This is a genomic window from Pantoea sp. R102 (genome assembly GCF_004916815.1).
GTDB lineage: Bacteria > Pseudomonadota > Gammaproteobacteria > Enterobacterales > Enterobacteriaceae > Pantoea > Pantoea dispersa.
On record NZ_SDFT01000046.1, the window covers coordinates 20,095 to 33,931 of the forward strand.

General features: G+C 56.8%; 13 protein-coding genes. 10 read left to right on the forward strand and 3 right to left on the reverse strand.

Translation table 11 applies throughout. From position 1 onward, the window contains the following. Positions 1 to 81: 81 nt before the first annotated feature. From ERD80_RS06485 to alsE, 4 genes are read left to right on the forward strand one after another with little or no spacing between them, the layout of a single operon-like run. Entirely contained in the window at positions 82 to 522 is a 441-nt protein-coding gene (locus tag ERD80_RS06485) for a PTS sugar transporter subunit IIA (protein WP_021506847.1), read from the forward strand. 19 nt (positions 523 to 541) lie between these two features. Next, positions 542 to 808, forward strand: coding sequence for a PTS sugar transporter subunit IIB (locus ERD80_RS06490; protein ID WP_021313417.1), 267 nt, complete (start codon positions 542 to 544; stop codon positions 806 to 808). Positions 809 to 843: 35 nt separating this feature from the next. After that, positions 844 to 2,106 carry a PTS ascorbate transporter subunit IIC gene (locus ERD80_RS06495; protein ID WP_021506848.1) on the forward strand — a complete coding sequence of 421 codons (1,263 nt, stop codon included), beginning with the start codon at positions 844 to 846 and terminating at the stop codon, positions 2,104 to 2,106. A gap of 49 nt (positions 2,107 to 2,155) precedes the next feature. Then, positions 2,156 to 2,836: a D-allulose 6-phosphate 3-epimerase gene (alsE, locus tag ERD80_RS06500; protein ID WP_021506849.1), complete on the forward strand. Its 681-nt coding sequence runs from the start codon at positions 2,156 to 2,158 to the stop codon at positions 2,834 to 2,836. A 92-nt stretch (positions 2,837 to 2,928) separates the two neighbouring features. On the opposite strand, the gene ERD80_RS06505 is transcribed toward alsE, so the two are convergent. Continuing rightward, complete coding sequence (locus tag ERD80_RS06505; protein WP_058758150.1) at positions 2,929 to 4,269, reverse strand: aspartate aminotransferase family protein; 1,341 nt, start codon at positions 4,267 to 4,269, stop codon at positions 2,929 to 2,931. A 173-nt stretch (positions 4,270 to 4,442) separates the two neighbouring features. On the opposite strand from ERD80_RS06505, the gene ERD80_RS06510 reads away from it, so the two are divergent. Beyond that, the gene (locus ERD80_RS06510; protein WP_088516188.1) at positions 4,443 to 5,216 is read left to right on the forward strand and encodes a DeoR/GlpR family DNA-binding transcription regulator; all 774 of its coding nucleotides are present in this window, start codon (positions 4,443 to 4,445) and stop codon (positions 5,214 to 5,216) included. Positions 5,217 to 5,267: 51 nt separating this feature from the next. Here ERD80_RS06510 and ERD80_RS06515 read toward each other — a convergent pair whose 3' ends face one another. Further along, entirely contained in the window at positions 5,268 to 6,383 is a 1,116-nt protein-coding gene (locus ERD80_RS06515) for a glycosyltransferase family 9 protein (protein WP_136546255.1), read from the reverse strand. A gap of 205 nt (positions 6,384 to 6,588) precedes the next feature. Continuing rightward, positions 6,589 to 7,419: a formate dehydrogenase accessory sulfurtransferase FdhD gene (gene fdhD, locus ERD80_RS06520; RefSeq protein WP_058758153.1), complete on the reverse strand. Its 831-nt coding sequence runs from the start codon at positions 7,417 to 7,419 to the stop codon at positions 6,589 to 6,591. Between the two features lie 143 nt (positions 7,420 to 7,562). On the opposite strand from fdhD, the gene fdnG reads away from it, so the two are divergent. From fdnG to ERD80_RS06545, 5 genes are all read left to right on the forward strand, one after another. After that, positions 7,563 to 10,610, forward strand: a complete 3,048-nt coding sequence (gene fdnG, locus ERD80_RS06525; protein ID WP_081049407.1) for a formate dehydrogenase-N subunit alpha — start codon at positions 7,563 to 7,565, stop codon at positions 10,608 to 10,610. Between the two features lie 12 nt (positions 10,611 to 10,622). Then, complete coding sequence (gene fdxH, locus ERD80_RS06530; protein ID WP_021506856.1) at positions 10,623 to 11,522, forward strand: formate dehydrogenase subunit beta; 900 nt, start codon at positions 10,623 to 10,625, stop codon at positions 11,520 to 11,522. Further along, positions 11,522 to 12,163 (forward strand): formate dehydrogenase cytochrome b556 subunit, encoded by a 642-nt coding sequence (gene fdoI, locus ERD80_RS06535; RefSeq protein ID WP_136546271.1) that lies wholly within the window; start codon positions 11,522 to 11,524, stop codon positions 12,161 to 12,163. Before fdxH ends, fdoI begins: the two co-directional genes overlap by 1 nt. Then, entirely contained in the window at positions 12,163 to 13,089 is a 927-nt protein-coding gene (gene fdhE / locus ERD80_RS06540) for a formate dehydrogenase accessory protein FdhE (protein WP_058770768.1), read from the forward strand. Before fdoI ends, fdhE begins: the two co-directional genes overlap by 1 nt. 131 nt (positions 13,090 to 13,220) lie before the next feature. Then, positions 13,221 to 13,832, forward strand: a complete 612-nt coding sequence (locus ERD80_RS06545) for a glutathione S-transferase (RefSeq protein WP_021506859.1) — start codon at positions 13,221 to 13,223, stop codon at positions 13,830 to 13,832. The last annotated feature ends 5 nt before the right edge of the window (positions 13,833 to 13,837 follow it).

The window sequence follows — 13,837 nt, forward strand, 5'->3', positions numbered from 1 at the left end:
ACTTTTGCGAGCAACATCACAGAACCCAGGCGATAAAATCACCTACAGTGCACCGCATCGACGAATAAACAGGAATTACTGATGCTCACTCAATGGCTGACACCGCAACATATCCGGGTAATAGACGACGTTAGCGACTGGCAGGAAGCGGTGCGTTTATCGGCCGAGCCGCTGCTGGCGGAGGGGGCAATTACCCCGGCTTATCTGGATGCGATCTTTACCTCGCATGCTGAGCTGGGTCCCTATTATGTGCTGGCGCCGGGTCTGGCGATGCCGCATGCGCGTCCGGAACAGGGTGCGCGCAAAAACGGCCTGTCGCTGCTGCATGTAAAACAAGGCGTGAATTTTGCCGCCGATGAAAACGACCCGGTATTTGTCGTTATTATGCTGTGCGCCCTGTCTGGCGACGATCATATTCAGATGATCACCGCGCTGGCTGAGGTGTTCAGCGACGAATCCCGCCTGCAGCAGTTGCTGTCGGCATCGACCCTGCCAGCGATTGAAGCTGTCATTAAAGATTAATCACCAGAGAAACCTGAAAATGAAAAAAGTACTGATTGTGTGTGGAAACGGTTTAGGCAGCAGCTTCATTGTGGAAATGAACGTGAAGAAAATTATTAAGGAACTGGGTAAAGAGGCTGAAGTGGGTCATACCGATTTAACCTCTGCCAAATCTGAGCAGGCCGATATTATCATCAGCGCTAAAGATATCGCTGACCAGCTGTCGAGCCACAGCGCACAGGTATTTGGCCTGAGCAATTTACTGGATAACGCCAGAATCAAAGAAATTCTCGCCGACAACCTGTAATTGACCCGACGAAATTTACTCACACGGAGTAATTTATGCTGCAGTTTATAATTAAGGATGTTCTTGGAACACCCGCTATACTTGTCGGCCTTTTTTCCCTGATTGGTTTATTACTGCAAAAGAAACCGGTATCCGATGTGATTTCCGGTACGCTAAAAACCATCATGGGTTTTGTTATTCTTATCGCCGGGGCCAACTTAATTGCGGCCACCCTGACCATCTTCAGCCAGCTATTCGAGCACTCGTTCAATATTCAGGGCGTAGTGCCGAATACTGATGCAATGGCCGCGCTGGCACAGAAAAACTACGGTACCGAAACCGCGATGATCATGGTGTTCGGTATGCTGGTGAATATTGTGCTGGCGCGCATCACGCCGCTGAAATACATCTTCCTGACCGGGCACCATACGCTGTATATGTCAGCCATGCTGGCGGTGATCCTGTCAGTGGGCGGCGTGCACGGCTTCTGGCTGGTGCTGATCGGTTCGCTGATTCTCGGCACCATGATGGTGGTATGTCCGGCGATTCTGCAGCCGTTCACCCGCAAAATTACCAATTCGGACGATCTGGCGCTGGGCCACTTTGGCTCCACCGGCTACCTGCTGTCGGCGCTGGTCGGCAAAGCGGTGGGCAAAGGCAGCCCGTCAATTGAAGAGCTGAAAGTACCGAAAACCCTCAACTTCCTGCGCGACTCGTCCGTGGCAATTTCGCTGACCATGATGATTCTGTTTGTCGCGCTGGTGCTGGTTGCCGGTAAAGAGTTTACCGAAAGCGAGGTGAGCGGCGGCCAGAACTTCATCGTCTTTGCCATTATCCAGTCAATCACCTTTGCTGCGGGTGTTTACATCATTCTTGCCGGTGTACGCATGGTGATTGCCGAGATCGTCCCGGCGTTCAAAGGCATCGCCGATAAACTGGTGCCGAACGCAAAACCGGCGCTGGATTGTCCGACGGTCTTCCCGTTCGCGCCGAACGCCGTGATCATCGGCTTCCTGTGCAGCTTCGCCGCCGGTCTGATCAGCATGTTCCTGTGCCCGCTGTTCGGTCTGAGCGTGATTGTGCCGGGCCTGGTACCGCACTTCTTCTGCGGCGCGACCGCTGGCGTCTACGGCAACATCACCGGCGGACGGCGCGGTGCCATCATCGGTTCCTTTGTTCAGGGGCTGCTGATCTCCTTCCTGCCCGCCATTCTGCTGCCGCTGATGGGTGACCTTGGCTTCGCGTCCACCACCTTTGGTGATGCGGACTTCGGTATCGTCGGCATTGTGCTCGGCCATATTATTTCGTTCTTCCATTGATGTCACAGACAGCGCCTGCGGGCGCTGTTTGCGTAATGAGGAAATCAGCATGAACGCCCGCTTTTCACCGTCCCTGATGTGCATGGATTTGACCCGCTTCCGCGAGCAGATCGAAGCGATGAACGCCAGCGCCTCGTTCTATCATGTCGATATTATGGACGGCAGCTATGTTAAGAATATTACGCTGTCGCCGTTCTTTATTGAGAACCTGCGTAAAATTACCGATGTGCCGATTGATGTGCATTTAATGGTGAATCACCCGGAAGATATTATTCCGATGTGCATTGACGCCGGCGCGGATATTATCAGTTTCCATCCGGAGACGGCAAACAACAAAATTTTTCGCCTGCTGACGCAAATTAAAGAGGCCGGCCGTCGCTGCGGCGTGGTGCTGAATCCGGCTACGCCAGCCGACAGCATTCGTGAATATGCGCATCTGCTGGATAAAGTGACGGTGATGTCAGTCGATCCTGGTTTCGCCGGGCAGAAATTTATTCCGGAAACGCTGAACAAAATTCGCCAGCTGATCGCCATGCGGGAAACGCACGGGTATCACTATCTGACCGAAATCGATGGGTCGTGCAATGCGCGCACCTTTAAGCAGATTGCCGCCTCGGGCGTCGACGTGTTTATTGTCGGCACCTCCGGCCTGTTCAATCTCGACGATGATGTGGCGCAGGCGTGGCAGAAGATGGAGCAGATTTTTGCGCAGGAAACTGCCGCGGCGTGATCTCCTTTCGCGCCCTGCCAGATGCGCATCAACGCGCATCTGGCACATTATGCTGTCGGGTTGCCATTCATGCCGACCTGATATCTGAGTAATTAACGCCCCAGCTCGGTCAGCGACTTATCCAGCGCTCCCACCAGCCAGTCGATATCACCGCTCTGGAACGCCAGCGGCGGACGCAGTTTCAGCACGTTGCCGTACGGCCCGGCCACCGACGTCAGCACATGGTGATCGCGCAGCTTCTCGATCAAATCCAGCGCCAGCGCTTTGTCCGGCGTCTTACTGCTGCGATCCTGCACCAGCTCAAACCCGATAAACAGCCCGGCACCGCGCACATCACCAATGCAGTCATGGCGGTCCATCAGCTTCTGCAGCTCCGCCAGCAGCTGTGCGCCGACCACGCGGCTATGCTCCTGCAGCCCCTCTTCCTGAATCACCGTCAGCACCGCCTGCGCAGCGGCCATCGCCACCGGATTGCCGCCGAAAGTATTGAAATAAGGGATCTCATCGCTGAACGCGGCCAGCACGTCGCTTTTCGCCAGCAGGCCGGAAACCGGAATACCGTTGCCCATCGGCTTACCGGTGGTGACCACATCCGGCACCACGCCGTGACGGGCAAAGCCCCAGAAGGCATCGCCGGTACGGGCAAAGCCGGGCTGCACTTCATCAGCGATAAAAATGCCGCCGTTAGCATGCACCACATCCACCGCTTGCTGCAGGAATCCGCGCGGATTAGGCAGCACGCCGTCGGAGGAGAAGATCGAGTCGGCGAGGAAACCGGCGAATTTAATACCGTGCGCTTTCATGTCATCAATCTGCTGCTGAATCTGATCGGCGAACCATGCCCCGAGGTCGGGCGCATCGACGCGATAAGCATCCGGTGGTGGCACCAGGCGGGTGGTCGCGGCCAGCGGCTGACCGCTACCCAGCGCCGGTGACGCGCCAGAGGTCAAATCACTGGTTCCGTGGTACGCCTCCTGCGAGACAATAATACCGGTGCCACCGCTCCAGGCGCGCGCCACGCGAATCGCCAAATCATTGGCTTCTGAGCCGGTACACATATACATGGCGCGGTCGATGGCTTCCGGCGTGGTCGCCAGCAACGCTTCGCTGTAATCAAGAATGCGCTCGTGCAGATAACGCGTGTGCGTGTTCAGCATCTTCATCTGCTGATTCACCGCCTCAATGACCGCCGGATGGCAGTGGCCGATACTCGCCACATTATTATACACATCCAGATATTTATTACCCGCCGCATCCCATAAATACTGCCCTTCGCCGCGCACCAGATGCACCGGCTTGCGATAAAACAGACGATACGATTCGCCCAGCACTTTGCTGCGCTTATCCGTCAGAGTGCGGGTGGCCGGATCCAGCGCGTCGGCGTGTTCGGCGCGAAAACTGTTGGTATCCATGATGGTGGAACGTGTAACCATGGTAACTCCCGTTGCGAAGGTGAAAGGGGTGTTTGCAGCCTGATCTCTGCGAACATCATGCCTGCTTTAGTGAAAAATGCAACCAAATACACAAATACAACCAAATACACATGACGCCACGATGACACTCAGGTAAGCTTAGGCCCAGCTTCGCTCTGCCACAGGGAAACGTCATGCTGCAGGAAACCCGTTTACATCGCATCCGCGCGCTGCTGAGCACGCAACATCAGCTCAGCACTGAACGCATCATCAAAGAGCTGGGTATTTCGCGGGAAACGGCACGGCGCGATATCATTTCGCTTGAGGCGCAGGGGCTGGCGCGCCGCGTACATGGCGGTCTGGTGGCGCTGGAGAGCCCGCCGGAGCCACCGCTGCAGGTGCGCCGTAACGCACAGGCCAGAGAGAAACGCGCGATTGCCGCCGCGGCGGTACAACATCTGCAGCCCGGCCAGACGCTGTTCCTCGATGCCGGCACCACCACCACGCTGCTGGCAGAAGAGCTGCGCACCATGTCCGGCCTGACCATCATCACCAACAGTCTGCAGGCGGCACTGGCGCTTAGCGCGGCCGAAGAGCATGAAACCCTGAATAACCAGGTGCTGCTGCTGGGCGGCATGATGATGGCCGGCGCGCAGCAGACGCGGGGAGAAATGACGGTGGGGGAAATTTATCGATATCGCGCCGACGTGGCGCTGCTGTCACCGGTCGGCATCGATGCCCGAAACGGCGCCAGCAGCTTCCATCCGCATGAAGCCGCCATCGCGCACGCCATGGTACAGCAGGCCAGCCGCACCCTGCTGCTGGCGGATCACAGCAAACTCGGCGTGATCAGCCGTACCCAGTACGCCCCTGTCGGCGATATCGATCTGTTGATTTGCGACGGCGGTGCGGCAAAGCCCGGTGCGCTCAGCGCTCTGCAGCAGGCGTTAGCGGTGCAGGTGGTGTAAGGGACTGCCCGATGCACGGTCACCGTACTGACGGCACGGTGACCTCATCGATTATGGCTGAACCAGCGTGAGGATTTTTTGGCTTATTTTATCAACCAGCCGTCCGTCATTTTTAAAAACAAACTCATCGGAAAATATCTGATGGCCGTTACTGTAGCCAGGCGACCACAGCTGATTATTTTTCAGTGAGTCCTGATAGATGCCAACCAGGGCTTTGTTATAAGCCGCCGAGATATGCACCACGGCGGTATCGGGAGTAATCACGCAATCACTTTGCTTAACCGCAGCGAAAGCATGATACAGCGAGGGAACGCGGTATAACTTCGCGGGGTGCAGCGACGCCTGTTCCAGCGCGCCTTTGTGATCGAGCACCACGATATTGGTGGCCGCATTGTGCCTGACAATCGCCCCGATTAGCTCATTCAGCTGCTGCTCAGAGAGGTCACGGTCGGCATGACTGGCATAAATATTGATTAAAATATTGTGCTCATCAGCGGAAAACATGCCGGACTGGTGAATTTCGGCATCAATGCGCTCAGGGTAAAATATTTCATAATTCAGCCCATCAACCGTCTCAACCTGAAGATAGTCAAGAACCGCACGATAGATATTTTTAACGTGGTTATTAAGGTGATCGAACTGAATGTTGATATCGTAGGGTTTAAGCCAGCCAGGCTTATTGAAACCCAGCGTCATTTTAGGATTGATATCGGCAATCATTTTGGGCATATACAGCGCGGTTTGCCAGATAGCCGTATCGATCAATAAATCGTAAGCATTGTCTCTCAGGAGCGTAACGACCTCACTACCGATGGCGGTGTCATATTTATCGCGCTGATGACAATCGCTGAAACTCTCCGAGAGATAGATGTTGTGGATATACGGGTTATGCCGGAAAAGGCTCTCATTCTCTTTTACCGCCAGAATATCTACACGATACCCGGCTTCAAACAGCGCTCTGAGAAAACACGTAGAAACAATGGCATCGCCGATTTTACCTTCATTGCGAACCAGCAGAATGGATTTGATATCCTCACAATTCTGTTTGTGGCCTGAAGACTTTTTCCATTTCCTTGCTGCAAAATAAAGATCAAGAGAATATTTAATCTCTTTCTTTAAATAATTACGCCTGCGATTCAGCTGCCGCAGCTTTTTAATTAAAGCCATAATGAATATATTATTATTGATTGAGACGTTAATGATAGCGCATCAACTTCTTCATTCCTATCGAAAAGAATGTCACATTAAAAACTATTGCATGCATATTATTTAGCAGGCTAACCAGAAAAAGCGCAGCGTAATATAAGATTGCCTGACACCTCCCGGTACGCCGCATGCCGCGAACGGTGAGATTTCCGGCATATATCGCACATCAACCGTTGATCAGACGCTGCGGATGGCTGTACACCGTGGCGCGTCCCGGTTTAGAAAAACCGACCAGCGTCAGGTTACAGCGCTCGGCCACCTCAACCGCCAGCTGGGTGGCGGCCGAGACGGCAAACAGAATCTCTACGCCGCACATGGCAGATTTTTGCACCATCTCATAGCTGGCGCGGCTGGAAACCAGCACCGCGCCCTGCTGCCAGTGCTGCTGGCTGCGCTGACCCAGCAGCTTATCCAGCGCCACGTGGCGACCCACGTCTTCGCAGCCGCCCTGCAGTTCGCCCTGCGGCGACATCCACGCGGCGGCGTGCGTGCAGCCGGTCAGATTGCCGATGGGCTGGAAATCGCGCAGCTGTGCCAGCCCGTTATCGAGGCAGGCCAGATCGAAGGTCTGCGTAAACGGCAGCGGCTGCACCGGCTTGCCGATTTGATCCAGCTGCTCCACCCCGCATACGCCGCAACCGGTGCGGCCCGCCATGGCGCGACGCTGCGCCTTCAGCGCCATAAAACGCCGGCTGGAGAGTTCGATCTGCACTTCGAACCCATTGCAGCCCGGCACCACATCCATGCCATAGATCTCGCCGGGTTGCTCAATAATGCCTTCGGAGAGCGAAAAACCGAGCGCAAAAGCCTGCAGATTATCCGGCGTTGCCATCATCACCACGTGTGAAATGCCGTTGTAGACCAGCGCCACCGGCACTTCCTGCGCCAGCCAGTCGCTTTCCGCTTCGGTAATCGCGTGGCGCTGCCATACGGTAGTCTGGCTCAGTCCTGCGATCTCATTCACATTCTGGTTACTTTTTTGCTGTTTCGCTTTCACTTCTCTCGTCTCGCATAACAACCACATTAAAGTAGTGGTAATATCAGGTCGCTTTTGACGCAATCCTGCGTGGAGCCATTCTGAACCCCGGCTTCATCCAGCGCAAAAAAATTATTACAGCAATGTCGACTCAAGGATTATCCATGAACGTCAGCCGAAGAAAATTCTTCAAGATCTGCGCTGGCGGTATGGCAGGAACCACGGCAGCCCTGCTCGGCTTTACGCCCGAAGCCGCGCTGGCGGAAACACGGCAGTATAAGTTGCTGCGTGCCCGCGAAACCCGTAATACCTGCACTTACTGCTCAGTCGGCTGTGGCCTGTTAATGTACAGCCTCGGCGATGGCGCAAAGAACGCCAAAGAGACCATTTTCCACATCGAAGGGGATCCGGACCATCCGGTGAGCCGCGGCGCGCTCTGTCCGAAAGGCGCGGGCCTGCTTGATTTTGTCCACAGCGACAGCCGTCTGAAATATCCGGAATACCGTGCGCCAGGCTCCGACAAATGGCAGCGCATCAGCTGGGATGACGCCTTTACGCGCATCGCGCAGCTGATGAAAGCCGATCGCGACGCCAACTTTATCGCGCAGAACGCCGCCGGCGTGACGGTAAACCGCTGGCTCTCCACCGGCATGCTGTGCGCTTCGGCCTCCAGCAACGAAACCGGCTACTTAACGCAAAAATTTACCCGATCGCTCGGTATGCTGGCGGTCGACAACCAGGCACGCGTCTGACACGGACCAACGGTAGCAAGTCTTGCTCCAACATTTGGTCGCGGTGCGATGACCAACCACTGGGTCGACATCCGTAATGCCAATCTGGTTGTGGTGATGGGCGGAAACGCTGCTGAGGCGCATCCGGTCGGTTTCCGCTGGGCGATGGAAGCCAAAATTCACAACAAAGCCAAACTGATTGTTATCGATCCGCGCTTCACGCGCACGGCATCGGTGGCAGACTTTTACACGCCTATCCGCCCCGGCACCGACATTGCCTTCCTGTCGGGTGTGCTGCTGTGGCTGCTGCAGAATGACAAAATCCAGCATGAATATGTGCAGGCGTACACCAATGCCAGCCTGATCGTGCGGGAGGATTACCATTTCGACGATGGCCTGTTTAGCGGCTACGACGAAGCCAATCGCAAATATGACAAAACCAGCTGGAACTACGAGCTGGGCGACGACGGCTTTGCCAAACGCGATGACAGCCTGAGTCATCCGCGCTGCGTCTGGAATCTGCTGAAGCAGCACGTCAGCCGTTATACGCCGGAAATGGTTGAGCGCATCTGCGGCACGCCAAAAGCGGATTTCCTGCACGTCTGTGAGCTGATTGGTGAAACCAGCGCGCGCGACCGCACCACCTCGTTCCTGTATGCACTGGGCTGGACACAGCACTCGGTCGGGGCGCAGAACATTCGCACCATGGCGATGATTCAGCTGCTGCTGGGCAATATGGGGATGGCCGGCGGCGGCGTCAATGCGCTGCGCGGACACTCCAATATTCAGGGCCTGACCGACCTCGGCCTGCTGTCGCAGAGCCTGCCGGGCTACATGACGCTGCCGTCAGAAAAACAGACCGATCTCACCAGCTATCTGGCGGCGAACACGCCGAAGCCAACGCTGCCGGGCCAGGTGAATTACTGGGGCAACTACCCGAAATTCTTCGTCAGCATGATGAAAGCCTTCTTTGGCGATAAAGCGCAGGCGGAGAACAGCTGGGGCTTTGACTGGCTGCCGAAGTGGGACAAAGGCTACGACGTGCTGCAGTACTTCGAGATGATGTCGCAGGGCAAGGTCAACGGCTATCTGTGCCAGGGCTTTAACCCGGTGGCGTCGTTCCCGAACAAGCGCAAAGTGATCGATTCGCTGTCGAAGCTGAAGTTCCTCGTCACCATCGACCCGCTCAACACCGAAACCTCGACCTTCTGGCAAAACCACGGCGAGTTTAACGATGTCGATCCGGCGCAGATTCAGACCGAAGTGTTCCGTCTGCCGTCGACCTGCTTTGCCGAGGAGAACGGCTCAATCGTCAACTCCGGCCGCTGGCTGCAGTGGCACTGGAAAGGTCAGGATGCGCCGGGCGAAGCGCTCAACGACGGTGAAATTCTCTCCGGTATCTATCTGCGTCTGCGTGAGATGTATGCGCGTGAAGGCGGTGCACAGCCAGAGCCGGTGCTGAACATGACCTGGAACTACCTGACGCCCGACAATCCGGCCTCGGAAGAGGTGGCGATGGAGAGCAACGGCAAAGCGCTGGCGGACATCTACGATGACAAAGGCACGCTGCTGGTGAAAAAAGGCCAGCAGCTCAGCACCTTTGCCCATCTGAAAGATGACGGCAGCACCAGCAGCGGCTGCTGGATTTTCGCCGGTAGCTGGACACCCGACGGTAACCAGATGGCGCGCCGCGATAACACCGATCCGAGCGGGCTGGGCAATACGCTGAACTGGAGCTGGGCGTGGCCGCTGAACCGCCGCATCCTGTATAACCGCGCCTCCGCCGACCCGCAGGGCAACCCGTGGGATCCGAAACGCCAGATCCTCAAATGGGATGGCAGCAAGTGGGGCGGTATGGATATTCCGGACTACAGCACGGCCGCGCCGGGCAGTAACGTCGGGCCGTTTATCATGCAGCCGGAAGGCATGGGCCGCCTGTTCGCCATCGACAAAATGGCAGAAGGACCGTTCCCGGAACACTACGAGCCGTTTGAAACGCCGCTCGGCACCAACCCGCTGCATCCTGACGTGGTCTCCAACCCGGCCGCGCGCGTGTTCAAAGACGATCTTGCGGCGATGGGCAAAGCGGAGCAGTTCCCGTATGTCGGCACCACGTATCGTCTGACCGAGCATTTCCATTACTGGACCAAACACGCGTTGCTCAACGCTATCGCGCAGCCGGAACAGTTTGTGGAGATTGGCGAGAAGCTGGCGAACAAGCTCGGCATCGCCCAGGGCGATACGGTGAAAGTGAGCTCCAACCGCGGCTATATCAAAGCCAAAGCGGTGGTCACCAAGCGCCTGCGTCCGCTCAACGTCGATGGCAAAACTGTCGATACCATTGGCATCCCGATTCACTGGGGCTATCAGGGCGTGGCGAAAAAAGGCTTTATCGCCAATACCCTGACGCCATTTGTCGGTGACGCCAACACGCAAACGCCGGAGTTTAAGGCGTTCCTGGTTAACGTCGAGAAGGTGTAACGGAGAACGAAGATGGCTTATCAATCGCAAGATATTATCCGCCGCTCCGCCACCAATGGTTTCACGCCTGCCCCGCAGGCGCGTGACCATCAGCAGGAAGTGGCGAAACTGATCGACGTTACCACCTGCATCGGCTGTAAGGCGTGTCAGGTCGCGTGTTCAGAGTGGAACGACATTCGCGACGAGGTCGGTCATAACGTCGGGGTGTATGACAACCCGGCGGATTTGACCGCCAAATCCTGGACGGTGATGCGTTTCTCTGAAGTCGAGGAGAACGGCAAGCTGGAGTGGCTGATCCGCAAGGATGGCTGTATGCACTGCGCCGACCCCGGCTGCCTGAAAGCCTGTCCGTCGGAAGGCGCGATTATTCAGTACGCGAACGGGATCGTCGATTTTCAGTCGGAACAGTGCATTGGCTGCGGCTACTGCATTGCCGGCTGTCCGTTTGACGTGCCGCGGCTGAATAAAGACGACAACCGCGTGTATAAATGCACGTTATGCGTAGATCGCGTTAACGTCGGTCAGGAACCGGCGTGCGTGAAAACCTGTCCGACCGGGGCGATTCACTTCGGCAGCAAAAGCGATATGCAGCAGCTGGCTGCCGATCGCGTCGCTGAGCTGAACACGCGCGGCTATGCCAACGCCGGGCTGTACGATCCGGCTGGCGTCGGCGGCACCCACGTCATGTACGTGCTGCACCACGCCGACAAACCGCAGCTGTATCACGGCCTGCCAGCCAACCCGAGCATCAGCCCGGCGGTCACCTTCTGGAAAGGCGTCTGGAAACCGCTGGCTGCTATCGGCTTTGCCGCCACCTTCGCCGCCGCGGTGTTCCACTACGTTGGTGTCGGTCCGAACCGGGTGGAAGAGGACGACGACGAAAACCTGCATGAAAAAGAGGAGCGCGAATGATGAAAAAGCGCGATCGTCTGGTGCGCTACAGCGCGCCGGAACGCATCAATCACTGGATTGTCGCGTTCTGTTTTGTGTTTGCCGCGCTCAGCGGACTGGGTTTCTTTTTCCCGTCGTTTAACTGGCTGATGCACGTGCTCGGCACGCCACAGCTGGCGCGTATTCTGCACCCGTTCGTCGGCGTGGTGATGTTTGCAGCCTTTATTATCATGTTCTTACGCTACTGGAAGCACAATCTTATCCAGCGCGAAGATCTGGTATGGGCGAAAAATATCCGCAAAATCGTGCGTAATGAAGAGGTGGGCGATACCGGCAAATACAACTTCGGGCAGAAGTGTGTGTTCTGGGCTGCTATCATCAGCTTAGTCTTGCTGCTGGTGAGCGGAATTGTTATCTGGCGCCCCTGGTTCGCCGGGTACTTCACCATTCCGCTGATTCGCGCCGCGCTGGTGGTGCATTCGGTCTCGGCTGTGGCACTGATCATGACGATTATGGTGCATATTTATGCCGCCCTGTGGGTGAAAGGCACCATTACCGCCATGGTTGAGGGCTGGGTACCGGCCGCGTGGGCGAAGAAACATCACCCACGCTGGTATCGCGAGCAGCGCCAACGCCAAACACAACAGGAAAAACGTCCCTGATGAGTATTCGCATCATCCCGCAGGAGCAGCTGGAGAAGAGCGAAAAGAACACGGCGGAGCAAGTTCCGCCGTTACTTTTCCCCCGGCTGAAAAATCTCTACAGCCGCCGTGCGGCGCGGTTGCGTGATCTGGCGGCGAAAAATCCGCTGGGCGACTACCTGCGTTTTGCCGCGGTAATTGCGCAGGCCCAGGAAATCGTGCTGTATGACCATCCGCTGCAGATCGATCTGCATCAGCGGCTGGCCGAGAGCGCGCAGCAGGGCAAACCGCCGCTGGATATCCACACTTACCCGCGCGATGTGCACTGGCAGCGGCTGCTGCATTCGCTGATCGCCGAGCTGAAGCCAGAGATGAGCGGCCAGGCGCTGGCGGTGCTGGAGAATCTGGAGAAGGCCTCGTCCACCGAGCTGGAAACCCTTGCCAGCGCGCTGCTGGAAGGCGAATTCGCCCAGGTCAGCAGTGATAAAGCCCCGTTCATCTGGGCGGCGCTGTCAATTTACTGGGCGCAGATGGCGGCGATGATCCCCGGCAAAGCGCGGGCCGAATATGGCGAGCACCGTCAGTTCTGCCCGGTGTGCGCCAGCGTGCCGGTCGCCAGCGTGGTGCACATGGACGTTGGCCAGCAGGGTCTGCGCTATCTGCACTGTAATCTGTGCGAAAGCGAGTGGTACGTAGTGCGCAGCAAGTGCTCGAACTGCGAGCAAACGCGCGATCTGCATTACTGGTCGCTGGACAGCGAGCAGGCCGCCGTGAAAGCCGAAAGCTGCGGCGACTGCGGTACCTACCTGAAGATGCTATACCAGGAGAAAGATCCGGCGCTGGAACCGGTGGCCGACGATCTCGCCTCGCTGGTGCTGGATGCCCGCATGGAGCAGGAAGGATTCGCGCGCAGCAGCCTGAATCCGTTTATGTTTCCCGGGGATTGATGCAGTAAATTTACTCATTCTGCGATTTGTAGCGGCGCGATTTATCGCGCGGTTTTGCACCATCAAACCCTGCGCGATAAATCGCGCCGCTACAATGTGGAGCCTGGCATTTATCGCAACGGAGACATCTGATGAAACTGATTGGCAGCTATACCAGCCCGTTTGTGCGCAAAATCTCAGTGATCCTGCTGGAAAAGGGCCTGGTGTTTGAATTCGTCAACCACTCTCCGTGGGAGCCTGACAGCCACGTCCCGCAGTACAATCCGCTGGGTAAAGTGCCGGCCTTCATTGATGACCAGCAGCTGACCTGGTTTGACTCCTCGATCATTGCTCAGGTGATTGAACTGCGTGGCGATGCCCCTGCCCTGCTGCCCGACGACGCACTGCGCGCCCTGCAGATCCGCCAGCTGGAGAAGCTGGCCGACGGCATCAATGATGCGGCAGTGATGATCGTGCGCGAACAGATGCGTCCCGGCGATCGGCAGTCGGAAGAGGTGCTGCTGCGTAATCGCGAGAAAATCGCGCGCGGCCTCGACGCGCTGGAAACCGCCGCCGCGCAGGGCGAGTTGCTCAACAGCGGCACGCTCAACCTCGCCGATATCGCCACCGGCTGCACCCTGGGCTATCTCAATTTTCGCCGCGTGCTGCCCAACTGGTGCGTCAATCGCCCGGCGCTGGTTAAACTGGCAGAAACGCTGTTCGAGCGGGAAAGCTTTGCCCGTACGGTTCCGCCCACCCACTAAGTGAT

Excerpts from the sequence above, each read along its gene's own strand:
- ERD80_RS06485 (WP_021506847.1), top strand. The coding sequence starts at position 82 with ATGCTCACTCAATGGCTGACACCGCAACATATCCGGGTAATAGACGAC.
- ERD80_RS06490 (WP_021313417.1), top strand. The coding sequence starts at position 542 with ATGAAAAAAGTACTGATTGTGTGTGGAAACGGTTTAGGCAGCAGCTTC.
- ERD80_RS06495 (WP_021506848.1), top strand. The coding sequence starts at position 844 with ATGCTGCAGTTTATAATTAAGGATGTTCTTGGAACACCCGCTATACTT.
- alsE (WP_021506849.1), top strand. The coding sequence starts at position 2,156 with ATGAACGCCCGCTTTTCACCGTCCCTGATGTGCATGGATTTGACCCGC.
- ERD80_RS06505 (WP_058758150.1), bottom strand. The coding sequence starts at position 4,269 with ATGGTTACACGTTCCACCATCATGGATACCAACAGTTTTCGCGCCGAA.
- ERD80_RS06510 (WP_088516188.1), top strand. The coding sequence starts at position 4,443 with ATGCTGCAGGAAACCCGTTTACATCGCATCCGCGCGCTGCTGAGCACG.
- ERD80_RS06515 (WP_136546255.1), bottom strand. The coding sequence starts at position 6,383 with ATGGCTTTAATTAAAAAGCTGCGGCAGCTGAATCGCAGGCGTAATTAT.
- fdxH (WP_021506856.1), top strand. The coding sequence starts at position 10,623 with ATGGCTTATCAATCGCAAGATATTATCCGCCGCTCCGCCACCAATGGT.
- fdoI (WP_136546271.1), top strand. The coding sequence starts at position 11,522 with ATGAAAAAGCGCGATCGTCTGGTGCGCTACAGCGCGCCGGAACGCATC.
- fdhE (WP_058770768.1), top strand. The coding sequence starts at position 12,163 with ATGAGTATTCGCATCATCCCGCAGGAGCAGCTGGAGAAGAGCGAAAAG.
- ERD80_RS06545 (WP_021506859.1), top strand. The coding sequence starts at position 13,221 with ATGAAACTGATTGGCAGCTATACCAGCCCGTTTGTGCGCAAAATCTCA.